The organism is Citrobacter sp. Cpo100, from assembly GCF_030332595.1.
Lineage (GTDB): Bacteria > Pseudomonadota > Gammaproteobacteria > Enterobacterales > Enterobacteriaceae > Citrobacter > Citrobacter portucalensis.
Window position 1 is genome coordinate 645761 of the sequence record NZ_JAOWHM010000031.1, and the last position, 26188, is coordinate 671948.

General features: G+C 54.6%; 23 protein-coding genes. 17 read left to right on the top strand and 6 right to left on the bottom strand.

Annotated elements, in window-relative coordinates; genetic code table 11:
- Positions 1–180: 180 nt before the first annotated feature.
- Positions 181–912, bottom strand: a complete 732-nt coding sequence (trmJ, locus tag OGX96_RS09935) for a tRNA (cytosine(32)/uridine(32)-2'-O)-methyltransferase TrmJ (RefSeq protein WP_153687424.1) — start codon at positions 910–912, stop codon at positions 181–183.
- A gap of 118 nt (positions 913–1030) precedes the next feature.
- Here trmJ and suhB point away from each other — a divergent pair, with 118 nt between their 5' ends.
- Positions 1031–1834, top strand: a complete 804-nt coding sequence (gene suhB, locus OGX96_RS09940; protein ID WP_003835237.1) for an inositol-1-monophosphatase — start codon at positions 1031–1033, stop codon at positions 1832–1834.
- A gap of 103 nt (positions 1835–1937) precedes the next feature.
- Here the strand turns inward: suhB and OGX96_RS09945 are convergent, their stop codons facing one another.
- Positions 1938–2918, bottom strand: a complete 981-nt coding sequence (locus OGX96_RS09945; protein WP_048234728.1) for a nickel/cobalt transporter — start codon at positions 2916–2918, stop codon at positions 1938–1940.
- On the bottom strand, positions 2909–3547 hold the full coding sequence (locus OGX96_RS09950) for a DUF1007 family protein (RefSeq protein ID WP_032944224.1): 639 nt from the start codon (positions 3545–3547) through the stop codon (positions 2909–2911). Before OGX96_RS09950 ends, OGX96_RS09945 begins: the two co-directional genes overlap by 10 nt.
- A 420-nt stretch (positions 3548–3967) precedes the next feature.
- Here OGX96_RS09950 and OGX96_RS09955 point away from each other — a divergent pair, with 420 nt between their 5' ends.
- The 7 genes from OGX96_RS09955 to csiE all read left to right on the top strand — a co-directional run bounded on the left by OGX96_RS09955 (position 3968) and on the right by csiE (position 12936).
- Positions 3968–4951: an autoinducer 2 ABC transporter substrate-binding protein gene (locus tag OGX96_RS09955; RefSeq protein ID WP_003037665.1), complete on the top strand. Its 984-nt coding sequence runs from the start codon at positions 3968–3970 to the stop codon at positions 4949–4951.
- Positions 4952–5054: 103 nt separating this feature from the next.
- A complete protein-coding gene (locus tag OGX96_RS09960) occupies positions 5055–6563 on the top strand; it encodes a sugar ABC transporter ATP-binding protein (RefSeq protein ID WP_008785466.1) in 1509 nt (502 codons plus the stop codon).
- Positions 6556–7545 (top strand): ABC transporter permease, encoded by a 990-nt coding sequence (locus tag OGX96_RS09965; protein ID WP_008785467.1) that lies wholly within the window; start codon positions 6556–6558, stop codon positions 7543–7545. The genes OGX96_RS09960 and OGX96_RS09965 overlap by 8 nt, the downstream gene beginning before the upstream one ends.
- Position 7546: 1 nt before the next feature.
- Positions 7547–8500 (top strand): ABC transporter permease, encoded by a 954-nt coding sequence (locus OGX96_RS09970; RefSeq protein WP_003037658.1) that lies wholly within the window; start codon positions 7547–7549, stop codon positions 8498–8500.
- Positions 8501–8517: 17 nt separating this feature from the next.
- Complete coding sequence (locus OGX96_RS09975; RefSeq protein ID WP_286582897.1) at positions 8518–10155, top strand: FGGY-family carbohydrate kinase; 1638 nt, start codon at positions 8518–8520, stop codon at positions 10153–10155.
- Complete coding sequence (locus OGX96_RS09980; RefSeq protein WP_125363479.1) at positions 10152–10754, top strand: KpsF/GutQ family sugar-phosphate isomerase; 603 nt, start codon at positions 10152–10154, stop codon at positions 10752–10754. The genes OGX96_RS09975 and OGX96_RS09980 overlap by 4 nt, the downstream gene beginning before the upstream one ends.
- 904 nt (positions 10755–11658) lie before the next feature.
- Positions 11659–12936 (top strand): stationary phase inducible protein CsiE, encoded by a 1278-nt coding sequence (csiE, locus tag OGX96_RS09985; protein ID WP_032944230.1) that lies wholly within the window; start codon positions 11659–11661, stop codon positions 12934–12936.
- Here the strand turns inward: csiE and OGX96_RS09990 are convergent.
- Positions 12931–14079 (bottom strand): 3-phenylpropionate MFS transporter, encoded by a 1149-nt coding sequence (locus OGX96_RS09990; RefSeq protein ID WP_153687423.1) that lies wholly within the window; start codon positions 14077–14079, stop codon positions 12931–12933. The genes csiE and OGX96_RS09990 overlap by 6 nt on opposite strands.
- A gap of 493 nt (positions 14080–14572) precedes the next feature.
- Here OGX96_RS09990 and OGX96_RS09995 point away from each other — a divergent pair, with 493 nt between their 5' ends.
- The 4 genes from OGX96_RS09995 (at position 14573) to OGX96_RS10010 (ending at position 19538) form a co-directional block, all read left to right on the top strand.
- A complete protein-coding gene (locus tag OGX96_RS09995; RefSeq protein WP_153687422.1) occupies positions 14573–15151 on the top strand; it encodes a fimbrial protein in 579 nt (192 codons plus the stop codon).
- 83 nt (positions 15152–15234) lie between these two features.
- Positions 15235–15927 (top strand): fimbrial biogenesis chaperone, encoded by a 693-nt coding sequence (locus OGX96_RS10000; protein ID WP_153687421.1) that lies wholly within the window; start codon positions 15235–15237, stop codon positions 15925–15927.
- A gap of 42 nt (positions 15928–15969) precedes the next feature.
- Positions 15970–18465: a fimbria/pilus outer membrane usher protein gene (locus tag OGX96_RS10005; protein WP_286582902.1), complete on the top strand. Its 2496-nt coding sequence runs from the start codon at positions 15970–15972 to the stop codon at positions 18463–18465.
- The gene (locus OGX96_RS10010; protein ID WP_118262731.1) at positions 18456–19538 is read left to right on the top strand and encodes a fimbrial protein; all 1083 of its coding nucleotides are present in this window, start codon (positions 18456–18458) and stop codon (positions 19536–19538) included. Before OGX96_RS10005 ends, OGX96_RS10010 begins: the two co-directional genes overlap by 10 nt.
- A 4-nt stretch (positions 19539–19542) precedes the next feature.
- Here the strand turns inward: OGX96_RS10010 and hcaR are convergent, their stop codons facing one another.
- Entirely contained in the window at positions 19543–20424 is an 882-nt protein-coding gene (gene hcaR, locus OGX96_RS10015; protein WP_270423334.1) for a DNA-binding transcriptional regulator HcaR, read from the bottom strand.
- A 135-nt stretch (positions 20425–20559) separates the two neighbouring features.
- Between hcaR and hcaE the strand changes: the two genes are divergently transcribed.
- The 5 genes from hcaE to hcaD are packed head-to-tail and all read left to right on the top strand — an operon-like array spanning position 20560 to position 24777.
- Positions 20560–21921: a 3-phenylpropionate/cinnamic acid dioxygenase subunit alpha gene (hcaE, locus tag OGX96_RS10020; RefSeq protein ID WP_032944240.1), complete on the top strand. Its 1362-nt coding sequence runs from the start codon at positions 20560–20562 to the stop codon at positions 21919–21921.
- The gene (gene hcaF, locus OGX96_RS10025; RefSeq protein ID WP_128611200.1) at positions 21918–22436 is read left to right on the top strand and encodes a 3-phenylpropionate/cinnamic acid dioxygenase subunit beta; all 519 of its coding nucleotides are present in this window, start codon (positions 21918–21920) and stop codon (positions 22434–22436) included. The genes hcaE and hcaF overlap by 4 nt, the downstream gene beginning before the upstream one ends.
- Positions 22436–22756, top strand: coding sequence for a 3-phenylpropionate/cinnamic acid dioxygenase ferredoxin subunit (gene hcaC, locus OGX96_RS10030; protein WP_032944244.1), 321 nt, complete (start codon positions 22436–22438; stop codon positions 22754–22756). Before hcaF ends, hcaC begins: the two co-directional genes overlap by 1 nt.
- Entirely contained in the window at positions 22753–23565 is an 813-nt protein-coding gene (gene hcaB / locus OGX96_RS10035; protein ID WP_286582909.1) for a 3-phenylpropionate-dihydrodiol/cinnamic acid-dihydrodiol dehydrogenase, read from the top strand. The genes hcaC and hcaB overlap by 4 nt, the downstream gene beginning before the upstream one ends.
- 9 nt (positions 23566–23574) lie before the next feature.
- Positions 23575–24777 (top strand): phenylpropionate dioxygenase ferredoxin reductase subunit, encoded by a 1203-nt coding sequence (gene hcaD, locus OGX96_RS10040; RefSeq protein WP_286582910.1) that lies wholly within the window; start codon positions 23575–23577, stop codon positions 24775–24777.
- A 92-nt stretch (positions 24778–24869) separates the two neighbouring features.
- On the opposite strand, the gene glyA is transcribed toward hcaD, so the two are convergent.
- Positions 24870–26123, bottom strand: a complete 1254-nt coding sequence (glyA, locus tag OGX96_RS10045) for a serine hydroxymethyltransferase (RefSeq protein ID WP_003835277.1) — start codon at positions 26121–26123, stop codon at positions 24870–24872.
- Between the last annotated feature and the right edge of the window lie 65 nt (positions 26124–26188).

Consider the following 26188-nt stretch of genomic DNA (forward strand, 5'->3'; position numbering starts at 1 on the left):
TGCATAGCAGGGGCAAGTCTGACATTCCCGACTAAATCAGTCAACTATTTACTTGACTAATTTAGTCAGGTATTTAACCTTCAGTGCCATTTTCACTTGCCGGATGCGCTTCGTTTATCCGGCCTGCAAATCGTGCGGCCTGTAGGCCGGATAAACGAAGCGCATCCGGCATTCGTACAGTTACTTGCTTTTATTCTGCTGCTCGATTGAAGCTAAAATCCCGCGCAGGATGTTCAACTCCTGGCTCTCTGGACGCGCACGGGTAAACAGACGGCGCAGCTTATTCATCACCTGCCCCGGGTGCCCTTCGCGGATAAACCCGGTCGATAGCAGCGTTTGCTCCAGATGACCGTAAAAACGCTCTAAATCATCGACCAGCGGATACTCTGCTTCTTCGTAATCTACGGTCTTGTCGCTTTCCTGCATCGCCAGCCAGGCCATGCGCACTTCATAAGAGATGACCTGCACTGCCATCGCCAGGTTGAGCGAACTGTATTCCGGGTTCGCAGCAATGGCGACGTGATAATGGCACTTCTGTAGCTCTTCGTTGGTCAGACCAACACGTTCACGACCAAAGACCAGCGCCACCGGCGAGTTCGTCGCTTCAGAGACACTTTTTAAACCGCATTCACGCGGATCCAGCATCGGCCACGGCAGCGTGCGGGAACGCGCACTGGTGCCTACCACCAGGCTACAGCCCGCCAGCGCTTCATCGAGCGTATCGACGATCTGCGCGCTGCCGATCACATCACTGGCACCCGCTGCCAGGGCGATGGCCTGGGAGTCCGGTTTAACCAGTGGATTTACCAGCCACAGATTGGTTAAACCCATGGTTTTCATTGCGCGGGCTACAGAGCCCATGTTGCCAGTGTGAGAGGTTTCCACCAGCACGATTCGAATATTTTGCAGCATTGTATTTCTTCGGCTAAAGATTATTCGGGCATATTATCATAAAACGAAGACATATTCCGAACTCGCTGCTATACTCTGCGCCGTTTTCCCGTTCTTTAACATCCAGTGAGAGAGACCGATGCATCCGATGCTGACCATCGCCGTGCGCGCAGCGCGCAAGGCGGGTAATGTAATTGCCAAACACTACGAAACCCCAGACTCTGTAGAAACCAGCCAGAAAGGCAGCAATGATTTCGTGACTAACGTCGATAAAGCCGCCGAAGCGATTATTATCGAAACGATTCGCAAATCTTACCCACAGCACACCATCATCACCGAAGAAAGCGGTGAACATGTTGGTGAAGATTTGGATGTTCAATGGGTTATCGATCCACTGGATGGCACCACCAACTTCGTAAAACGTCTGCCGCACTTCGCGGTATCCATCGCAGTACGCATCAAAGGCCGTACTGAAGTCGCCGTTGTTTACGATCCAATGCGTAACGAACTGTTCACCGCAACCCGTGGCCAGGGCGCACAGCTGAACGGCTACCGCCTGCGTGGCAGCACCGCCCGCGATCTGGATGGCACCATCATCGCCACCGGTTTCCCGTTCAAAGCCAAACAGCACGCCGCTTCTTACATGAAAATTCTGGGCAACATGTTTACCGAATGCGCGGACTTCCGCCGCACCGGTTCTGCTGCGCTGGATCTGGCCTACGTTGCCGCAGCCCGCGTTGACGGTTATTTCGAAATTGGCCTGCGCCCGTGGGATTTCGCCGCAGGTGAGCTGATTGCCCGTGAAGCTGGCGCACTGGTTTGCGACTTTACCGGTGGTCATAACTACATGGCGACCGGCAACATCGTTGCAGGTAACCCGCGCGTAGTGAAAGCCATGCTGGCTAACATGCGTGACGAACTGAGCGATGCGCTGAAGCGCTAATCGTTGATGCCGGATGGCGGCTAGCGCCTTATCCGGCCTACCAGGGAAGTTCCCCGTAGGCCTGATAAGCGAAGCGCCATCAGGCATTCATCCTACAACAGTGCTAAAACGGTCTTATCCCTCGCCCTACCGGCACCGCACTCATCCACATCACTACCGCAGCAGCAATCAGCACCGCACCACCGGCTAACGCCAGCGTCGTCCAGCCAATCTGTCGCCACAATACCGGCGCTTTATGCCCGCTAAGTTTCACCGCCAGCGAGCGGAAACTGTGTACCAGCAGAGCCAGTGACGTAATCGTCAAAGATGTTCCTGCCGCCATCGCCAGCGCCGACGCCATACCCCAGCTAAACACGCCAACCACTTTGCTGAACAGTAAAACCATGATGGCCCCCGAGCACGGGCGCATCCCCATAGACAGCACGATCATCAACCGGGCACGCCAGTCATCACCATTTTGCAGCTGTTCAGGATCGGGCAAATGCTGATGCCCGCAGCCGCAACCCTCGTGATGCACATGATGCGGCGTGAAGGCAGTGAATTTTGGACGGCGCAGCAGCTGGCGCAATTTCTTCAGCGCACGGACGCACAATAAAACACCCAACACGCCAACCAGAGCATAACTCCCTTTCTCCAGCCAGAAACTACTCATATGTAGCTGTCGTGCAGGCAACTGCAAGATGGTAAGCACCACAACCACCAGTCCGATGGCGACCAGCCCCTGTAATAAAGATGAGGCTAGCGTCAGGCCAATACTCGACTTCAGCTTCGAGGGGTGCGTTGCCAGCCAGGTGGTAATGACGACTTTTCCATGTCCCGGCCCCAGCGCATGCAGAACGCCGTAGAGAAAACTAAACAGCAGCAGCGATCCCCCGGCCTGGGCCGGCCTGGCAGCAACTGCTTTCAGCAACCCGCTCATCTGTTGGTTAACGTCGCGCTGCCAGACGACACTTTTCATCATCACCTGCGGCCAGGCCTGCCATAGCCACAGTATGCCGCCTGCCGCCAACAGCAAAAAGACAGCCAGCGGCCATAGCGTCAGCCAGCGACGTCTGGCTGCACGTTGTTGATAAACTACTGACATTGCAGCGTTACCGTCTGTGCAAACTGTTTACCCAACTCCATATCCTCCGGCGGTGCGTCTTCTTTATCCAGCGACTGCGCAAAGCTCAGCGTTTGTTCATTGGGCGTCGGCGTATGTACTGAAATCCGGCATTTCTGGCTTATGGCCTGCCCCAGCCTGGCGTCGCTGTCTTTGTCATAGCTCATATCAACGTAGTAGGTCGGGTCGAAGGTTGAAATGGTATATTTTTGACCACTCAGCGGCTGAGCTTCGGCCAGCGGCAAAACGAACGTCAGCACTGCCTGGTGTTCCTCCCGCGCCATGCCATATTCCGTCGGCCTGTTTTTAAACTTTACCTTTTTCCCGTCGTGCCACACTTCGGTGAAATAGTGCTGCCCGAGAACGTTGGCCATCACTTCCGCCGCCAGTTTCTTCCAGATCTCATCACCAGGTTTGGCATTCCCCGCATCGTAAAGCAGATCCGCCGAGGTAATTTCATCCATCGTCCAGCGCATTTTCAGCGCGACGAACTGGTCATTCTCGCTCACTATCTCAGTTTTCAGATGGATAAAGCTGTGGGGATGCGCGCCTGCGCCAAAGGACAGGACAGCGAGAAACAACGTGATAATGATACGTTTAACGCCTTGCATGAGTTCTCCACGATGAAAATCTACACCGCCACAAATAATGATGCCTGGTTTGGCGAAAGTGTGCTGAGGATACCATTGAACGAAAAAATATCGAGCACCCTTTTCCGGTATCGATTCAGTTCTCAGTTTCGATAATTTCTTCTTCGGGAAATTCCCCCCAAACACCTTTTCGGCGTCAAAACTTAAGCCAAATGATAACGATATGTTAATTAATGGTTTCATTTTAATATTTAATTAACACTTAATTTGAACGACTGAATGTAAAACCATGCAAATTTAACTAATTATTAACCATTTTATTTCCATAAATTCACAAAAATGGGCATAGATCACATTCGCAAAACTTATGATTCATTCCCTCTTCCATTCATTGTTAACTTCACGCCGTGACATGTCCTGCCCCCTACGAAAGGTACAACTATGAAATTCAAACTCGCATTACTCAGTGCAACCCTGGTTTCTGCATGCATGTTGTCCGGCACGTCCTTTGCGGCGGAAAAATATGAAATTGCTGTGGTTGCCAAAGTCACCGGGATCCCATGGTTTAACCGGATGGAAACCGGCGTAAATGAAGCAGCAAAAAAACTGGATGTGAATGCTTACCAGACCGGACCTTCAACGCCGGACCCGGCGCAGCAGGTGAAAGTGATTGAGGATCTGATCGCCAAAAACGTTAATGCGATCATCGTGGTGCCGAATGATGCCAAGGTCCTTGAGCCGGTACTGAAAAAAGCGCGCGATAAAGGCATCGTGGTGTTGACGCACGAATCCCCGGATGAGCAAATTGGCCAGTGGGATATCGAAACCATCGATAGTGAAAAATACGCACAGGCTAACGTCGATGAGTTAGCGAAAAATATGGGCGGCAAAGGCGGATATGCCATCTATGTTGGTTCGCTGACGGTCCCACTGCATAACGCGTGGGCGGATTATGCAATTAAGTACCAGAAAGAAAAATATCCGGAAATGTTCGAAGTCACTTCACGTCTGCCGGTCGCGGAAAGCATCGATAAATCCTACGCCACAACGCTGGATCTGATGAAAACCTACCCGCAGATGAAGGGCATTATCGGCTTCGGCTCACTGGGTCCAATCGGTGCGGGTCAGGCTGTGCAGAAAAAACGCGCCAAAGATAAGATCGCCGTCGTCGGGATCGCCATGCCAGCGCAGGCAGCACCTTACCTGATGCGCGGTGATATCAAAAAAGCGCTGCTGTGGGATCCAAAAGACGCGGGCTACGCGCTGGTCACCGTTGCCGATCAGCTGTTGCAGGGCAAAGAAGTGAACGCCGATCTGAGTATCGATGGTTTAGGGAAAGCCGATATCGACACGGAGAAGAAAGTGATCCGCTTTAACAAGATCCTCGAAGTCACCAAAGACAACGCACAATCACTTGGTTTCTAAGGCTTTAGCCAACACCAGGGAACCTTAACGCCGACCGTCTGGTCGGCGCTATCAACCAAACTAACACTCAGCGTCCCCCCGGACGCGCGCAGGGGTATTGTCCATGGCAGACACCACCGCATTTATCACTCTTGAGAATATCAGCAAACAATTCCCGGGCGTGCTGGCGCTGGATAACGTGAATCTGACGCTGAGAAAAGGCGAAGTTCACTGTCTGGCGGGTCAAAACGGCTGTGGTAAAAGTACCATTATTAAAGTGATCTCCGGGGTTTATCATCCGGAAAAAGGCGCGCAGATTTTACTCGACGGAAAATTGTTCCATCATCTGACGCCGCAGCTCTCTTCCCATTATGGCATTCAGGTTATTTATCAGGACCTGTCGTTGTTCCCCAACTTTAGCGTCGCAGAAAATATCGCGGTCAACCGCTATCTGCCGGGTGGCGATATCTGGGTGCGTCGCGGCGCCATGAAGCAGCAGGCGCTGGCAGCCATGAAACGTATTGGGGTGAATATCGATCCCGATAAAAAAGTTGAAAAACTCTCAATTGCTGATCGACAGCTGGTCGCCATTTGCCGGGCGATTGCCGCCGATGCGCGTCTGGTGATTATGGACGAGCCCACCGCCTCGCTAACCCGCCAGGAGGTTAATGGCCTGCTGCGGGTAGTTAATGAACTGAAAGCGGCCGGAATTTGCGTCGTGTTTGTCAGCCATCGTCTGGATGAGGTGATGGAAGTGGCTGACCGCATTAGCGTAATGCGCGACGGCAAACTGGTGGGTACATACCCTGCCAGCGAACTCGACAGCCACGAGCTGGCCTTCCTGATGACCGGACAACGCTTCCACTACAGCCCGTTGCCGGAAAGGCCCGCGATTGAGCAAGAGCCGCTGCTTGAGCTGCGCAATCTGAGCCGCAGAGGCAAATACCAAAACATTAATCTGTCGCTGCACGGCGGCGAGATCGTCTCCATTGTTGGTCTGCTGGGTGCCGGGCGCACTGAGCTTTGTCTGAGCCTGTTTGGTATGACGCACCCGGAAAGCGGCGAGATTCGCATTAACGGTCAGCCGGTTACTCTGCGCAATAACCATGATGCCATCCAACACGGGATCGGCTATGTCTCAGAAGATCGCCTGACGCAGGGGCTGATCATGGAGCAGTCGATCTACGACAACACCATCGTCACGGTGTTTGATCAACTGCACACCGGTAGCGGTCTGCTCGATCATCGTAAAGCGCAAAAGTTGGTCGCCGATTTAATCCGCGAACTGAATATCAAAGTGTCCGATCCGCACCTGCCGGTCAAAACCCTTTCCGGCGGTAATGCCCAGCGTATCGCCATTGCCAAATGGGTGGCGACCAATCCCCGCATCCTGATCCTCGACTCGCCTACCGTCGGCGTGGATATCGCCAACAAAGAGGGTATTTACCAGATAGCCCGCGATTTGGCTGAACAAGGTATGGCGGTGCTGATGATTTGCGATGAAATCCCGGAAGCGTATTACAACAGCCACCGTGTGCTGGTAATGCGTCGCGGCAAGCTGGTGGCGGAATTTAATCCTCATCAATGCCGTGAAGAGGAGATTGCTGAAGTGGTCGAGGTAATCAATGAATAAGATGCATCTCTCCCGTTTAATCGGGCAACATGAGTTCTGGCTGGGCCTGCTGGTTGTAGCCCTTGCCGTTGGGCTGAGCATCAGCACCGACGAGTTCTTGTCTTTGGGGAACCTGACGGATGTGGCCACCAGCTACGCGATTCTCGGCATCCTGGCCTGTGGGCTGTTTGTGGTGCTGATTTCCGGCGGGATCGACATCTCATTTCCGGCGATGACCGCGATAGCCCAGTATGCAATGGCCAGTTGGGTTATCGGTCACGGCGGCAACTTCGCGCTGGCGTTAATCATCGCCATTGCGGTGGGCCTGCTGCTTGGGCTGATCAACGGTTTTCTGGTCTATTGGCTACGCGTTCCGGCAATCATCATTACCATCGCCACGCTGAACGTCTACTACGGTCTGCTGGTTTACGCCACCAAAGGCACCTGGCTGTACGGCTTCCCGGACTGGTTTATGAACGGCATTAACTGGTTCTCGTTCACCGCGGCGGATGGCTACGACTACGGTTTGACCCTCCCCCTGCTGTGCCTGGCGGCGGTGATCATTTTTACCGCCGTGCTGATGAACTATACCCGTCTTGGCCGTCAGGTTTACGCCATGGGCGGCAACCGCGACGCGGCCTCGCGCCTGGGGCTGAATCTGCTGAAGCTGCATTTTTACGTCTATGGCTACATGGGCATTCTGGCAGGCGTTGCCGCCGTGGTTCAGGCGCAAATCACCCAGTCAGTTGCGCCCAATTCGCTGCTCGGCTTTGAGCTGACGGTGCTGGCGGCGGTAGTACTCGGCGGAACCAGCATGAGCGGCGGGCGCGGTACGTTGACCGGAACCCTGCTCGGCGTGGTTCTGCTGGCCTTCTTACAAAATGGCCTGACGCTGCTCAGCGTCTCCTCTTACTGGCACACCGTGTTCAGCGGCGCCATTATCCTGGTCAGCATTAGCGCCACGGCCTGGAACGAAAAACGCAAACTGGCAAGGGAGCTTTGAGATGAAAACAATCGCCAGATTTTTACCCGGTGATGCCATCATTCGTCTGCAATGCGTGATTATTGTGGTCGTCGCCCTGGTCTTCTCAGCCCTGCTCGGCAGCCGTTTCTTCAGCGTCGCTAACTTCCAGTCGATTGGCTCACAGCTACCAATCCTCGGCATGCTGGCCCTCGGGATGGGCATGACCATGCTGACCGGCGGCATTAACTTGTCGATTATTGCCGGGGCGAACGCATGCTCGCTGGTGATGGCGGCGATTATCGTCACCCATCCGGATAACCCGCTGTTTCTGGTGCTGGCGCTGCTGGCAGGCGCTGCCGTGGCGGTGGCTATCGGCACGCTCAACGGTGCGCTGATTGCCTGGGTCGGGGTCTCGCCTATTCTCGCCACGCTCGGCACGATGACGCTTATCTCCGGGCTGAATATTCTGCTTTCCAACGGGACGGTGATTTCCGGTTTCCCGACCGCCATTCAGTACCTTGGTAACGCCACGATTGCCGGTATTCCGGTGGCGCTACTGCTCTTTTTCCTGGTGGCAATCCTGCTGTGGGTACTGCTGGAACACACCACGCTTGGGCGTAGCCTGTATCTCGTTGGTTCCAATGAACAGGCTACCCGCTACAGCGGCGTAAATACCGTACGGGTACAAATTTCGGTGTACGTGATTTCTGCCCTGCTCGGCTGGGTCGCCGCCATTTTGATGATGGCGAAATTCAACTCAGCTAAAGCCGGATACGGTGAATCCTACCTGCTGGTCACCATCCTTGCCTCCGTCCTCGGCGGTATCAACCCGGATGGCGGCTTCGGGCGCATTATCGGCCTGGTGCTGGCACTGATTGTGCTGCAAATGCTGGAAAGCGGCCTTAACTTGCTGGGGGTCAGCAGCTATCTGACGATGGCGCTGTGGGGCGCGGTGCTGATCCTCTTTATCGCATTACAGAATCGTAAAGCCTGATTTCAGGAGAAAAAATTATGGCAAGTTACTTTATTGGTGTGGATGTCGGAACCGGAAGCGCCCGTGCTGGCGTGTTTGATCTCAACGGCAGAATGGTCGGTCAGGCCAGTCGGGCCATCGAGATTTACCGCCCGCAGGCCGATTTTGTTGAGCAGTCTTCCGATAACATCTGGCAGGCGGTGTGTAACGCGGTTCGCGATGCGATTAACCAGTCGGATATCAACCCTATCCAGGTGAAAGGTCTGGGCTTTGACGCGACCTGTTCACTGGTGGTGCTGGACAAAGAAGGTAAACCGCTGACCATCAGCCCGTCCGGGCGCAGCGAACAGAACATCATTGTGTGGATGGATCACCGCGCCATTACTCAGGCCGAGCGCATCAACGCCCTGCATCATCGGGTGCTGGACTACGTTGGCGGCATTATCTCCCCGGAAATGCAGACGCCAAAACTGCTATGGCTGAAGCAACATATGCCCAACACCTGGGCCAATGCGGGATACTACTTTGACCTGCCCGATTTCTTGACCTGGCGCGCAACGGGCGATGACACGCGCTCATTGTGTTCGACGGTGTGTAAATGGACCTATATGGGCCATGAAGACAAATGGGATGCCAGCTATTTCCGCCAGATTGGGCTGGAAGATTTGCTGGAGCATGATGCTGCCAAAATTGGTCGCTACGTGAAAACCATGGGCGAACCGCTCGGTCACGGGCTATCCGCGCGCGCCGCCAGCGAAATGGGGCTGATTCCGGGGACCGCAGTCAGCGTCTCGATCATCGATGCCCACGCAGGTACCCTCGGCACGCTCGGGGCAAGCGGTGTTTCCGGCGAGGTGGCGGATTTTGACCGTCGTATCGCGCTGATTGGCGGCACTTCCACTGGACACATGGCGATTTCCAAAGAGCCGCGTTTTATCGGCGGCGTCTGGGGTCCTTACTACTCAGCCGTGCTGCCAGAATACTGGCTCAACGAAGGTGGACAGTCAGCAACCGGGGCGTTAATCGACCACGTTATTCAGTCGCATCCTTGCTACGAAACCCTGCTGGCGCAGGCTAAATCTCAGGGGCAGACCATTTACGAAGTGCTGAATGCGCTGTTGCGTAAAATGGCCGGTGAACCGGAAGATATCGCATTTTTAACCCGCGATATACACATCCTACCCTATTTCCACGGCAACCGCTCGCCGCGCGCTAACCCAACGCTCACGGGCGCCATCACCGGACTGAAACTGTCACGTACGCCGGAAGATATGGCGCTACAGTACCTTGCGACCATCCAGGCCATTGCGCTGGGAACCCGCCATATCATTGAAACGATGAATCAAAGCGGCTACACCATCGATACGATAATGGCCAGCGGCGGCGGGACGAAAAACCCAATCTTCGTTCAGGAACATGCCAACGCCACCGGCTGCGCGATGCTGCTGCCTGAAGAGAGCGAAGCCATGCTGCTGGGTGGCGCCATGATGGGAACTATCGCCGCGGGCGTATTCGAAACCTTCCCGGAAGCGATGTCGGCGATGAGTCGGATTGGTAAAACGGTTACCCCGCAAACAAATCGCATTAAGCAGTACTACGATCGCAAATATCGGGTATTCCACGAGATGTATCAGGATCATATGAAATACCGCCAGTTGATGCAGGAGGACGCATGAGCGACTCCTGGTCTCAGGCCACCGGCGTATTTCAGCTCTATAGCGATGCCCTGGCGGGTCTGGGGCAGCATCTGACTGAACCGCTCTGGCAGTCGCTGATGGCGGAGCTGCGCGGCTGTCAGGGGAAAATCGTCGTCACCGGCGTAGGTACCTCCGGCATCGCAGCGCGTAAAGTGGCGCATATGCTTGCGTGCGTGGAACGTCCGGCGATTTACCTCAACGCGACGGACGCGGCGCATGGCGATCTCGGTTTTTTACGCGCCAACGACCTGGTGATTATGCTGTCGCGTGGGGGGAATTCGGACGAACTCACCCGGCTGCTGCCCGGGCTGAATGCGCGAAATGTGCCGATTCTGAGCGTGACTGAAAACGCCGATTCAGCCATTGCTAAAGCGTCGAGACTGGTGATTTCCACCGGCGTCCAGCGTGAGGCCGACCCGCTGAACATGTTGGCCACCACCTCAATTTTACTGGTGCTGGCTATCTTTGACGCCGCCTGCGCCTGCCTGATGAGCGAAAGCGGTTACTCAAAGGAGACGCTGTTGTCTGTGCATCCCGGCGGTGATGTGGGATTAACGCTGAGCCGTGGGCAGCCGTGATGGAGAACATGTAATTCCGCTATGGGGTTCCGTTCACCTCAGCGCTGTCATTTCTCTGAAATTCAGATACCCGTGAACGGGCAAGAGAGGCTCACCGCCGCCTCCCTTGCAACCCAGGCTCCCGGCACGGAAAATCGTCGCTGCGCGATTCATTCGTCTTATTCCGTCTGCCTATCGGGTCAGGGCCGAGCCTGCATCCATGCAGGCCGCCCCCTCTGCCCGCATCCCTGCGGGCAGACCCGGTCAGCCGTCAACGCCTCATCGATTTTCAGCCGGACCGGAGGCATCGCTTCAACTCTCTGGTTTTCAGTTAAATTCGTTTTGCTGTTCAAACATGTTCAAAAAAAAACACAGGTGGTGAGGCGTGGCTGGTCCGGCTGAAAATTGCCGACGTGTTTCCGTAAGGCCGGGAGAGCCAGCATGGATGCTGGCTCAGGGCGCGCTTTACAGGGACGTTACATCGCGCCCGGCCCGGTAGCCTGGAGGAATAAGCGGAGGGAACCGCGGAGCGGCAATTTTCCCGCCGGGAGCCGGGATTGTTAAGGGTGCGGCGATAGCACCCTTAACACGTTCACTGGCGTTCAGTGTACAGAGAAGCGATGAACATAAGGTGAACGGAACCTTTTCTCGGAGAAAACATATTCATTATGCTCCGCCAACATATGTTGATACAGGAGCATTAACAGTACGTCATTGCGCAACCTGCCGGTTTATTTATATCTAACCAAAAGATAAAACAGTGAAAAAGCGGATTAACGCGCTGCGTTCCACTACCGCTATCTGTTCCGCACGTTAAAAATTCTGTGACGCTCCCCAGCATTCCTGGTGGAAAGCATTCCATTCTCAAAATCTATGAGCAAACTTTAGCTATTCTTATCAAACATACTCACGGGAGAATCTACAGATGATGTCAACGCTTGCCCCACCATCTGTACTTTCCGCTCCCCAGCGCCGTTGCCAGGTGCTGCTGACGCTTTTTCTGCCGGGGCAAATCGCTACTACACAAACCTTCAGCAGCCTCAACGGTGTCGATGATGCCACGGTTCAGGAAGATATTATTGGCGCAGGACTCGAAATCCAGCGCTATCACCGGCTCGCGATAGCCACCGCGCAGAATGGTGGCTATACGATCGAAGGAACCCCGCTAAATCAGCGTCTGTGTCTGTTGCAGTGGCTGCGCCGTGGCCTGCGGATTTGCCCTGCCTTTATCGCCCAGCAGTTTACCCCGGCGTTAAAAGCAGAACTTAAACAACGGGGGATCGCACGTACGCTGTATGACGACACCAATCTGCATGCGCTCATTAATCTGTGCTCCCGGCGCTTGCAGAAGCCGTTTGAGTGTCGTGACATCCAGTTCCTGCGCCTGTATTTACAGTATTGCCTGCTACAGCATCACGCGGGGATCACCCCGGAGTTTAACCCACTCCAGCAACGCTGGGCGCAATCCTGCGCGGAATATCCGCTCGCAGAGGAAATTGGCCGTCATTGGCAGCGCCACGTCATGCAGAGTGCACCGCTGGGCGAATCGCTGTTTATGGCGTTGCTGTTCTCAATGCTTCGTATCCCCGACCCGATTCGCGATAATCACCAGCAGGATCGCCGCTTGCGTCTTGCTATTGCGCGGCTGGTGCTACGTTTTCGTGAGTATGGCAATGTGCGCTTCAGCGATGAGCAAGGGCTGAATGACCAGTTGTATATCCACCTGGCTCAGGCACTGAACCGCAGCGTGTTTGCCATCGGCATCGATAACACGCTGCCGGAGGAGTTCAGCCGCCTTTATCCCCGGCTGGTTCGTACTACCCGCGAGGCGATTCACGGCTTCGAGGCCGAATACGATGTGCAATTTTCCGAAGAAGAGATCGGGCTGGTGGCCGTTATTTTCGGCGCCTGGCTGATGCAGGAGAAGGATTTACACGAAAAGCAGATTATCCTGCTGACCGGTAGTAACGAACAACTTGAAGTGCATATAGAGCAACAACTGCGCGAACTGACGCTGCTGCCGCTCAACGTAAAACATATGCCGATGCAGGACTTTCAAAAAGAGGGTGCCCCGCGCGGCGTAACGCTGATTATTACGCCGTACACCACGCCGTTACCGCTATTTTCACCCCCGTTGATTCATGCGGATCTGGCGCTTACGCCGCATCAGCAGCAGCAGATCCGCAAAATCCTCGAATCATAACGTTGCAGGCTGCGCAACCACCTTCGGGCGCAGAACGATTGCCGGGAGCGCCACCAGCGCCATCACCCAGAACACGCCGCTGCCCAGATTCTGGTACAGATAGCCCGCGAATACGGTCATGATGGCGATACTGCCGCCCATCGCTATCGCGGAATACACCGCCTGCAAACGAATAACTTCGCTCCCCTGGCGTGCCGCGATATAACGCATTGCCGCCAGGTGGCAGACGGTAAAGGTTCCGCAATGGAGGATTTGCACCACGATCAGCCACGGCAGCTCGGTGCTCCAGCCCATCAATCCCCAACGCACCACCCCGCAAATGGCGGAAAGCAGCAGCAGATCGCGGGCGCTGAAGCGACGGAACAGCTTGTGGCTAAGTGCGAAAATAATCACCTCCGCCACCACACCTAGTGACCATAAATAGCCCACCGCCGAAGCGGAATATCCGGCAGACTGCCAATAGATGGCGCTGAAACCATAATACGCAGCATGCGCCCCCTGTAGCAGACTCACGCAAGCAAGAAAACGCCAGCTCTGGGTTATCAGCGCGCGCCAGGCGGGCCATCCCGCACTCTCCTGCTGACGGTTTTCACCCGCTGGCTGCACGCTCGGGCGAATCATCATGCCCAGCAGCATCGAGGCGACGCCAAGCGATAGCAGGATCAGGATCACCCGATAGTCAAACAGGCTCACCAGTTTGCCGGTTAGCGCGGAGCCGATCACAAAAGCCACGGATCCCCACAGTCGCACCCGACCGTAATCCATGGTTATCTGTTTCTGCCAGGTGTTGGCCAGCGCATCGGTCAGCGGTACCAGCGGTGAGAAAAACAGGTTGAAGCCGACCATCACCACCATCAGCCACGCCACGTTGGTTCCCGCCCAGAAGGCCAGCGCAAACACCAGCGTCAACAGGGCCAGAATACGTAACGCTGAGATCAGCCGAGAGGGATCGCTCACACGCGGCGCAATCAGCAAACTACCGAGAAAACGGGCAATCAGCCCCGCACCCAGCAGTAAACCGATGGTTTCCGGCGTCAGCCCTAGCCCTTCGAGCCAGACGCTCCAGAAAGGCAGAAAGATACCGTAGCTAAAGAAGTAGGTGAAATAACCGAGCGCCAGCCAGCGCGTGGAATGCAAAGCCATGGGTCCTCCCGTTTTGGAAGCCCTAGTCTAATGACTCAAACCACATTCTGAAGAGTACTACCGTTCACATTTACGAAATAATTGTGACAAACATCACCTTTAACCAACACGATTGGTCATCCGCATCCGCAATCGTTTACATCTGTATGATTTTACAGCAGGAAACATGATGGGATGAATAAACAGTAATGCAAGGAATTGAATGGATTTTGCGAAAAATACTCAGCTGAATACCAAAAGCCTTAATATCATCACAAGTATATCATTTAGCAGCCAATATTCGTGATTGCAATATTTTGACTCCGCACCAATTTAAAATTATTTAAATGTAATAGCAGTTAGCTCGTTCATTTTTAATAAATATAATCTGAAAATCTCGCTTATTAATATGACTACCAGCGCATATCGAATACTATTGCCCAGCAATTAATTTTGATCTTTGTCTTTTCATTAATTTAATTGCTAACAGGTTTATCAAATAAGAGGGACTTTAATGAACAAAATTGCAAAATCTATAGCGGTTAGCTTGCTGGCGCTTTCTGCGGGAAACGCATGGGCGACGGACGGTAAAATTGAATTTACGGGTGAAATTCTAACCAGCACCTGTGAATTCGCCGATGGTGACGTCATCAACGTGGAACTGGGTCATTACGCCGCCGCGCAGTTTAAAACTGTCGGTGATACCAGCCCGGCGATTCCGGTTAATATTCCGTTGGAAAACTGCCCAGCCACCCCGTGGGAGCACGTTGATGGCACAACGGACAACTCGTTCCAGCTGTGGCTGGAAACGCGCGCTGGCGGCACCGTAGCCGATCACGACGATCTGGTCGCCGTTAGCAGCATGGATACCGCCGCAACCGGCGTGGGCATCCGTATCGCAAGAGCCAGCGACAACGCAACGATGGTGCTGAATAAGCTGCCCGCGGCTGATTCAAAAATCAGCTTTGCCCCGGAAGCCGATGGCACCACTATCGTAGGGCTACAAGCCTATTACGTCTCCACTGTTGATCCTAAAGAGATCTCCCCAGGCGAAGCCAACGCCAGCGTTGACGTCACCATCGACTACCGCTAATCCCGTATACCGTCTCTTTCCATCCCTTCTTCCCGCTGGGATGGAAAGAGACGTTTTTTGACATCAGGTTAAGGATAACAGCGATGAAAAAAAACACCGCGCTCGCTTTGGCATTGGTGCTGGGCAGTTGGGTCAGCCAAAGCCTCGCTGGCGGTATTGTGCTACAGAGAACCCGTGTCATCTACGATGCCGGGAAAAAAGAGGCCGCGCTGCCGGTGGCTAACCACAGTGAAGGTCTGCCTTATTTATTGCAGTCGTGGGTCGACAATGCACAGGGAACCGCACGAGGCCCCTTTATTATTACACCGCCGCTTTTTCGCCTCGATGCTGATAACGATTCATCATTACGAATTATAAAATCATCTGAAAACATTGCTAACGATAAAGAATCGTTGTTCTTTATTAATGTGCGCGCTATTCCTGCCAAAAGCCAAACCACCGATGCGAATAATAATACGCTAACGCTGGTATTTAAAACACGAATAAAACTATTTTATCGCCCGACAAATTTAGTCGGCAAGCCGTACGATGCTTATAAATCTCTTGAATATAAATATAGCAATAATGAGTTAGATATATATAACCCATCGGCTTATCACGTCGTATTCGCCGGTCTTGCGTTAGGGAAAACCGATCTCACGAATAAAATCGATTACATCGCTCCCGGCGAGCATAAACGGCTGGCGATCCCCGCAGCCGCAGGGAAAACGGTGCGGTGGGCCGCGATCAACGACTATGGCGGTACCACCAAAACAGAAACCCAGACACTGCAATAAGCCACGCCTCACGATGATAGCTCTCAGGGAATGACAAGCGATATGACGCAAAGAACGCCGAATTTATCAACCGTGAAGCCACTTGCCTTCTGGTTGCACTGCGCAATCGCCAGCGGATGCCTGGCCTCCGGCCATGCCTGGGCCGGTGACTTCTACTTTGACCCAGCCCTTCTGGAAACAGAGAAAAGCGGCCAACAGGCGGTGGATCTGGCGGTATTTTCGCAGAATAACGCCCAGCTTCCCGGCGAGTATATTGTTGATATTTATATTAACAACAAGAAAACCGGCCAGCGTAAGCTGCCGTTCGTTGCAGGTAAAGACCACCAGTTGATTCCTCAGTTCACCCTCGGGCAACTGCGTGAGCTGGGCTTTAAAATCGACAACTATCCACAGTTGGCGGAGCAGGACAACGCCACGACGGTAGCCGACCTGACGCAGGCGATTCCCGGCAGCATCTCACAGTTTGATATCAACCACAGCCGACTGAATCTCAGCGTGCCGCAGATTGCCCTTTACCGTGACGCCCGCGGCTATGTAGATCCTGCACGCTGGGACGACGGGATGCCGGTTTTGTTCACCAACTACAACTTTAGCGGTTCGCAAAACCAGTACGACAACGACAGCGATCGGCGTCAGTATCTGAATATGCAAAATGGTGCCAACATCGGCCCCTGGCGACTGCGCAATTACTCGACCTGGACGCACAGCGATAATGACACGCGTTGGGATAGCATTAATAGCTGGCTACAACGGGATATCAAAAGCCTGAAATCGCAGTTGGTGATAGGCGAGAGCGCCACCGAAGGCACGGTGTTCTCCAGCTATCAGTTTACCGGCGTGCGGCTGTACTCTGATGAAACCATGCTGCCCAACAGCCAGCGCGGCTTTGCGCCGACCATTCGCGGCATCGCCAACTCCAGCGCTATCGTGACGGTACGGCAAAACGGCTACACCCTGTATCAAAGCAACGTTCCGGCTGGGGCTTTTGAAATCAACGATCTCTACCCTTCGGCGTTTAGCGGCGACTTAGACGTCACTATCGAAGAAGCCGACGGCAGCATACGTCATTTCGTCCAGCCGTTCTCCGCGCTGCCGCAGATGCAAAGACCGGGTTATCTAAAATACAGCGTCACCGCGGGGCACTTTCGCGCTGCCAGCTCGCAGGACAGCCACGAGCCGGAGTTCCTTGAAAGCACCGCCAGCTATGGTCTGAACAACGCGTTCACGCTTTACGGCGGCCTGAACGCCTCGCAGGACTACCGAGCGCTGGCGCTGGGCCTCGGCTCTACGCTTGGCGTTCTGGGGGCAGTATCGATGGACGTCAGCCGCGCGGACACTCAGCTTGATAACGATGAAAGCTATCATGGCTACAGCTGGCGCACCCAGTACATCAAAGACCTACCGGAAAGCGGCACCAGCGTGTCGCTAAGCTACTACCGCTACACCAGCAGCGGTTATTTCAACTTCTCCGACGCCAACCAGAAGGGTATCAACGGCGGCGATCACCTGCGCAATGAAGCTCAGTTCACTGTCAGCCAGACGTTGTTTTCTGGTATCAGTTTCTACGCCTCTGGCTCGCAGCAGGAGTACTGGGATCGCGAGCAGCAGGATAAAAATCTGTCCATTGGCCTGAACGGCAATCTGTGGGGCGTGAGCTATAACCTCAGCGGCCAGTTTACCGACTCACATGACAGCGACAACGACCGTACGCTGTCGCTCAGCCTGAGCGTGCCGTTGGATCGCTGGCTGTCGCATGCGCAGGCAACCTGGCGCACCACCGACCAGCGCGATCGCGCTACTCAGCACGAAGTGGGCATCAATGGCTCGCTGCTGGAAGACCGTCGGCTGACCTATAACCTGAAACAACGGCAAAGCGAAGGCGGCGATCCGGGCAGCAGCAGTCTGTACGGCAGCTACCGTTCTGCCTACGGCACCGTGAATGCCGGTTACGACTACAGCAGCGATAACCGCCAACTGAGCTACGGCCTCTCTGGCGGTATTGTCGCCCATCGTCACGGCGTGACCCTGTCGCAGTCACTGGGCAATGCCTTTGCGCTGATTGACGCCAACGGCGCGGCAGGGATCCGGGTGAAAAATTACCCCGGCATCGCCACCGACTATTTTGGCTATGCCGTGATCCCCTATCTGACCGCGTATCAGGAAAACGCCATCTCTCTCGATACCACAATGATGCCGGATAACGTCGACGTCACCGAAACGGTGCGCACCGTAGTGCCTAATCGCGGTGCCGCCGTAACGGCACACTTTATTGCCCAGACCGGCTACCGCGTACTGCTGAAACTCACCGATGCGCGCGGAAAAGCACTGCCCTTCGGCGCCATCGCCAGCAGTAAGACGCAGCAGAGCATCGTCGATGAAGGTGGCGTGCTGTATATCACTGGTGTAAACAGCCAGCCGCAGATCTGGTCCGTGCGCTGGGGTAATCAGCCAGATCAACAATGCCAGTTTACCTTCAGCCTGCCGGAAGATGCTGCTCGCAACACCGCAATACAAAATGGGAACGCGCTATGTCAATAAAGAGTCCGTGGATGAAAAATGGGATTACCGCCGCGCTACTGGCGCTATCTATCACCCCGGTCTACGCGGTGACCGGGGCCTGCTCCGCGACGGGAAGCTTTAACGTCAATATAGCCAGCGACTGGACGCAAGCACAGAACGTCACGGGAACCTCGCTGGAACTGCCAACGCCGCTCTCAGGCAATGCTTATCAAATCGATTGCAGCTGTAGCGCGGGTAGCAAAGTGGCGTTGTACTATACGGTCACCAGCGCGCTATCTAAAAACGGTAAACTCAGCGGCTTTTACCAGTTGAATGATAATCTGGATATTAAAACTGAAGTTGATGACATTCCCGGGAAGACGGCGGTCACGCCGCAGAACACTAAACCTATCCAGGAAAGTGGCTCTTACAGCCCCAGCAGCAGCAAAGGTAGCGTGTGCACGGCTGACCCAGCGGAGATCCGCGCCGCGCCAGTAAACATTGGCGCGAGCACCCGTTTTACGCTGTACGTCACCAAACCCTTCCTGGGGGAACTGGTAATTCCAGACACCCTGGTCGCCTCAGTACAGGCCGGATGGACCAGTTCGGCCACCCCACCATCGGTGAGCAGCATGGAAGATATCGCCGAACTGCGCATCCAGGGGAGCATCACCGTGCCCCAGGATTGTAAAATCAACCAGGGCGACGTGATTCAGGTCGATCTCGGTTTTATCAACGCCAACCGTTTCACCACCAAGGACCAGATGCCGGACGGCTATACACCGGTCAATTTTGACATTCACTATGACTGCGGTGATACCTCAACCATCAAAAATAGCATGGAAATGAGGATTGATGCTGATGATGTGATTGAGCAGTACACGTTAGTCGCCCGCCGCCAGGAAGCCAATAACGTCCCGGACATCGGTGTGAGAATGGCCCGTATCGACGGCACCCATGTCAATGTCCCGTTCACAAATGGATTGATCAATATCGATCCTTCCGGCAAGGGAGTAATCAACCTGGAAGCCTGGCCGATTAATATGCTCGGCGGCACGCCCGCGCCGGGGAAATTTAGCGGTACCGCGACCATCACCGTTCTCGTGAAATAATGGCTCACAACATCGGCTGGCGCTGAGCCAGTTCGATAAAATGCTGCAGGGCGGGCTTTAGCTCGCCTTTTTTCCACGCCATCAACAGCGCAATGGTCGGAACATCGCCAACAATAGGGCGGAAAACCACCTGTCCGGTATTAAAATTATTCATATAACCGGGTATCAAAGTCACCCCCAGCCCCATGCCGACCAGGTTCATGGTCACCAGAATGTTGGTTGCCACCTGCACAATGTTGGGCTGGCTTTTTTGCTGCTGAAACCAGTTTTTGACAATCATCGCTAACGCGCCAGAGTAGGCCGGATCGGTGCTGACAAAATTCACGCCGTGTAGTTGTTCTGCGGAGATTGCTTGCTCATTAGCTAACGGATGATTCACCGGTAAAACCACGACTAACGGCTCATGAATCAGCTCCAGATAATCGAGATCCGGGCTGTACACCGGGTGGCGCATTAAGCCCACATCCAGCTCTCCACTCAGGATCTTCTCTTCCTGTTCGGTGGTGATCAGACTCACCAGCTCAATGTGCGTATCAGGCTGTTTTAAACGAAACAAAGGCAGCACCTTCGGCAGCAGATTTACCTCTGCGGAAGGGACAAAACCGATGGCGAAATGATTATCTTCCTGCACCGTTTTACGGGCACGAACTTTGGCGTTTTCCGCCTGTTCGAGGATCGCCTGCGCATCTTGTAAAAAGCACTCTCCCGCCGCCGTCAGCGCAACTTTTCGTTTATCCCGCACCAGCAACGGAACGCCCACGCACGTTTCCAGATCGCGGATCTGGCTGCTTAACGACGGCTGAGAGGTATGCAGCTTTTCTGCCGCTCGGGTGAAATTCAGCGCCTGCGCCACCGCTACGAAATAGCGTAAGTGCCTCAGTTCCATGCCCTTCTCCTTGTTATCGAAAAAATGTCTCAACTGGTAGAAATTTACTATTTCACAGATTGATAACTAACCAGCAACATCCTTAGGGTACAAAAAAAGAAGGTCAATACATCTTAGCTTTCAGGATTAAAAAATATGACCACACCCTCAAATTTAGACATCTACCAACTGATCGACACGCAAAACGGTCGCGTAACCCCACGAATTTATACCGACCCTGAAATTTACCAACTGGAGCTGGAACGCATCTTCGGACGCTGCTGGTTATTTCTCGCCCACGAAAGCCAAATCCCCAAACCCGGTGATTTTTTTAACACCTACATGGGCGAGGATGCGGTTGTGGTGGTTCGCCAGAAAGACGGCAGCATCAAAGCGTTTCTCAACCAGTGTCGCCACCGCGCAATGCGCGTCAGCTACGCCGACTGCGGTAATACCCGCGCCTTCACCTGCCCGTATCACGGCTGGTCGTACGGCATTAACGGCGAGCTGATCGACGTGCCACTGGAACCGCGCGCCTACCCGCAAGGGCTGTGCAAATCGCACTGGGGGCTGAACGAAGTTCCTGGCGTAGAGAGCTACAAGGGACTGATTTTCGGCAACTGGGATACCTCCGCGCCTGCGCTACGCGATTATCTCGGCGACATCGCCTGGTATCTCGACGGTGTGCTGGATCGTCGTGAAGGCGGCACCGAAATCGTCGGTGGCGTACAAAAGTGGACCATCGATTGTAACTGGAAATTCCCCGCCGAACAGTTTGCCAGCGACCAGTATCACGCGCTGTTCAGCCATGCCTCGGCCGTGCAGGTGCTGGGGGCAAAAGACGACGGCAGCGACAAACGCCTGGGCGACGGACAAACCGCCCGCCCGGTGTGGGAAACCGCCAAAGACGCGCTACAGTTCGGTCAGGATGGGCACGGTAGCGGATTTTTCTTTACCGAAAATCCCGATGCCAACGTCTGGGTCGACGGCGAAGTCTCCAGCTATTACCGCGACACCTACGCGGAAGCCGAGCAGCGTCTGGGTAAAGTTCGCGCCCTGCGTCTGGCCGGTCACAACAACATTTTCCCAACGCTTTCCTGGCTCAACGGTACTGCCACCTTAAGGGTCTGGCATCCGCGCGGGCCGGATCAAGTTGAAGTATGGGCATTCTGTATTACCGATAAAGCCGCCTCTGATGAAGTGAAAGCCGCGTTTGAAAACAGCGCAACGCGGGCTTTTGGCCCCGCCGGATTCCTGGAGCAGGACGACTCGGAAAACTGGTGTGAAATTCAAAAACTGCTGAAGGGTCATCGCGCACGCAACACCAAATTGTGTCTGGAAATGGGGCTGGGCCAGGAGAAACGTCGTGAAGACGGCATTCCGGGGATCACCAACTACATCTTTTCGGAAACCGCCGCGCGCGGCATGTATCAGCGCTGGGCCGATTTACTCAGCAGCGAAAGCTGGCAGGAAGTGCAGGAAAAAACCGCCGCTTACCAGCAGGAGGTGATGAAATGAGCACCTTAGTTTCTCAGGAACTACACCACCTCATTACACAGTTTCTCTACCATGAAGCCAGCCTGCTGGATGACTGGAAGTTTCGTGACTGGCTGGCACAACTGGATGAAGACATTCGCTACACCATGCGTACGACGGTCAATGCCCAGACGCGCGATCGTCGCAAAGGCGTGCAGCCGCCGACCACCTGGATTTTCAACGACAACAAAGACCAGCTCGAACGTCGTATCGCGCGGCTGGAAACCGGCATGGCCTGGGCGGAAGAGCCACCGTCGCGTACCCGGCACCTGATCAGCAACTGCCAGGTCAGTGAAACTGGGGTTCCTGACGTCTTTGCCGTGCGCCTTAATTATCTGCTGTATCGCGCGCAAAAAGAGCGCGATGAAACCTTTTACGTCGGCATGCGCATAGACAAAGTGCGCCGTTTGCCGGGCGATGAGTGGCGCTTACTGGAGCGTGAGATCGTGCTGGATCAAGCGGTGATCACCTCCCATAACCTGAGTGTACTGTTCTGATGAGTCGTGTTTATGCCTGCCCCGTAGGGGATTTGCCGGAGGGTGAAGCGCTCCGGCTTGATACCTCGCCCGTCATCGCGCTGTTCAACGTTGGCGGCGAGTTCTATGCCATTAACGATCGCTGTAGCCACGGTAACGCCTCGATGTCGGAAGGCTATCTGGAAGACGACGCTACGGTGGAATGCCCGCTGCATGCCGCCAGTTTTTGCCTGAAAACCGGCAAGGCGTTGTGCTTACCCGCGACCGACGCGCTCACCACCTACGCGGTATATGTAGACGGTAGCGATGTGTTTGTTGATATTCCAGAGGACGCAAGATGAGCGATTTACGCGATAACGTGGTCTTTATCACCGGCGGCGGCTCCGGTCTTGGTCTGGCACTGGTCGAGCGTTTCATCGAAGAAGGTGCGCGGGTCGCCACGCTGGAGCTGTCGCCAGCTAAAGTTGCCAGCCTGCGTCAGCGCTTTGGCGAACATGTGCTGGCAATCGAAGGCAACGTCACCTGCTACGCCGACTATCAGCGCGCGGTAGATCAAATCCTGACGCATTACGGTACGCTGGACTGTTTTATCGGAAATGCGGGGATATGGGATCACAACGCCTCGTTGGTCAATACGCCTGCGAAGGCGCTGGAGAGCGGCTTCCACGAGCTGTTTAACGTTAACGTCCTAGGCTATCTGCTGGGCGCGAAAGCCTGCGCTCCCGCACTTATCGCCAGCGAAGGCAGCATCATCTTTACCCTGTCCAATGCGTCGTGGTATCCCGGCGGCGGCGGCCCGCTGTATACCGCCAGCAAACATGCGGCTACCGGGCTGATTCGCCAGCTGGCATACGAGCTGGCACCAAAGGTTCGTGTTAACGGTGTCGGTCCATGCGGTATGGCGACAGATCTACGCGGCCCGCAGGCGCTGGGACAAAACGATACATCGATTATGCAGTCGCTGACGCCGGAAAAAATCGCCGCTATTTTGCCACTACAATTTTTCCCGGAGCCGGCGGATTTTACCGGCCCATATGTGATGCTGGCGTCAAAGCGCAACAACCGCACATTGAGCGGCGTGATGATCAATGCCGACGCCGGTCTGGGTATTCGCGGTATTCGTCACGTCGCCGCCGGACTGGATCTCTGAGGAGGCGTTATGAACCCAAAAACTATTGCTATCGTCGGCGGCGGTCAGGCGGCGGCTATGGCTACCGCTGCACTGCGCCAACAAGGTTTTGACGGCGAATTACACCTGTTTTCCGATGAGCAGCATCTGCCCTATGAACGCCCACCGCTCTCCAAAGCGATGCTACTGGACGACAATCCGCAACTTCAGCCGATACTCCCCGCTGACTGGTGGCGGGAACACAACGTACAGCTGCATCTGGGGGTTACTGTGCAGACGTTCGGCCGCCAAACGCATCAGTTGGTGCTGGCTAATGGGCAGAGTTATCCATGGGATCGGCTACTGATTGCGACGGGCGCTGCGGCACGCCCCCTTCCGCAACTGGATAAGCTGGGCGATCGTTGCTTCACCCTGCGCCACGCGGGCGATGCCGAGCGCCTGCGCGACAATTTATTGCCGGGCAAGTCGATTGTCATTGTCGGTGCGGGCACCATTGGTCTGGAACTGGCGGCCAGCGCGACTCAACGCGACTGTCAGGTGACGGTGGTGGAGCTGGCGCCAACGGTCATGGGCCGCAACGCGCCTGCTCCGGTGCGCGACTACCTGCTAGCCCGCCACCAACTTGCGGGCGTGCGGGTATTGCTTAACAGCGCGATAGAGCATGTCGAAGCAGGAGAGTCTCTCTCGCTCACGCTACAAAACGGCGAAACTCTCACCGCTGATGCGGTGATCTATGGCATCGGTATCGTGGCGAACGATATGCTGGCCCGCGAAGCGGGGCTGGAGACGGCGAACGGCATTATCGTTGATACCGCCTGCACCACCTCCGATCCCGCGATTTTCGCCGCCGGTGACGTAGCGATAACACGCCAGGCTGACGGTTCGTTAGTACGCGTGGAAAGCTGGGAAAACGCCAATTTTCAGGCACAGGTTGCCGCCGCCGCGATACTCAATCAACCGCAGCCAGCAGCAACGCCGGGCTGGTTCTGGACCGATCAGTACCGTGATAATCTACAGTTTGTCGGCGAAATGCAGGGTGAGAACTGGCTCCTACGCGGCGATCCTGATGCGCAGAAAGCAATATGGTTTAACCTACAGGATGGCGTGATTGTCGGCGCAGTAACGTTGAATCAGGGCCGAGAAATACGTTTATTGAGAAAATGGATTCAGGCAAAGAAAAAGCCGCCAGTGGCGACTTTAATCAATGAAACAATCTTGCTTAAGTCAATATAACTGCCGGATGGCACTTCGTTTATCTGGCCTACATGTGAGTTACCTGTAGGCCGGATAAGGTGTTTACACCACCATCTGGCAATCCGTATTACTTACGCGTAAACCGGGAAACGTGCACAGATATCCAGCACTTTACCTTTGACGCGCTCGATAACAGCTTCGTCATTGATGTTGTCCAGAACGTCACACATCCAGCCAGCCAGCTCTTTCACTTCAGCTTCTTTAAAGCCACGGCGAGTCACAGCCGGAGAACCGATACGGATACCGGAAGTCACAAACGGGCTCTTCGGATCGTTCGGTACGCTGTTTTTGTTAACGGTGATGTTAGCACGGCCCAGCGCGGCGTCAGCTTCTTTACCGGTCAGGTTTTTATCAACCAGATCCAGCAGGAACAGGTGGTTTTCAGTACCGCCAGAAACCACTTTGTAGCCACGGTTCAGGAACACTTCCACCATCGCTTTGGCGTTTTTGGCAACCTGCTGTTGGTAAACCTTGAACTCAGGCTCCATCGCTTCTTTCAGCGCCACAGCTTTCGCCGCGATCACGTGCATCAGCGGGCCACCCTGCGCACTTGGGAACACAGCAGAGTTCAGTTTTTTGTACAGCTCTTCGTCACCGCCTTTCGCCAGGATCAGGCCACCGCGTGGACCCGCCAGGGTTTTGTGGGTGGTGGTGGTCACAACGTGTGCGTGTGGAACCGGGTTCGGATAAACGCCTGCGGCAATCAGACCTGCAACGTGCGCCATATCGACGAACAGATATGCACCGATGCTGTCGGCGATTTCGCGCATTTTTGCCCAGTCAACAACGCCGGAGTAAGCAGAGAAGCCACCGATGATCATCTTCGGTTTGTGCTCTTTGGCCTGCTTCGCCATGTCTTCGTAGTCAATTTTGCCGGACTCATCAATACCGTAAGGGATGATGTTGTACAGTTTGCCGGAGAAGTTAACCGGGGAGCCGTGAGTCAGGTGGCCGCCTTGTGCCAGGTTCATACCCAGAACGGTATCGCCCGGTTGCAGCAGAGCGGTGTAAACAGCAAAGTTAGCCTGAGAGCCGGAGTGCGGTTGTACGTTAGCGTAGTCAGCGCCAAACAGCTCTTTTGCGCGATCGATAGCCAGTTGCTCAACGATATCAACGTACTCGCAACCGCCGTAGTAGCGCTTGCCCGGATAACCTTCAGCATATTTGTTGGTCAGCTGAGAACCCTGCGCCTGCATAACACGCGGGCTGGTGTAGTTTTCGGAGGCGATCAGTTCGATGTGCTCTTCCTGACGTACTTTTTCCTGCTCCATAGCCTGCCACAGTTCGGCATCATAATCGGCAATGTTCATTTCACGCTTTAACATCCGCATCTCCTGACTCAGCTAACAATAAAATTTTCGGCCTTAAAAGGCGGTCCGTAGGACAACGG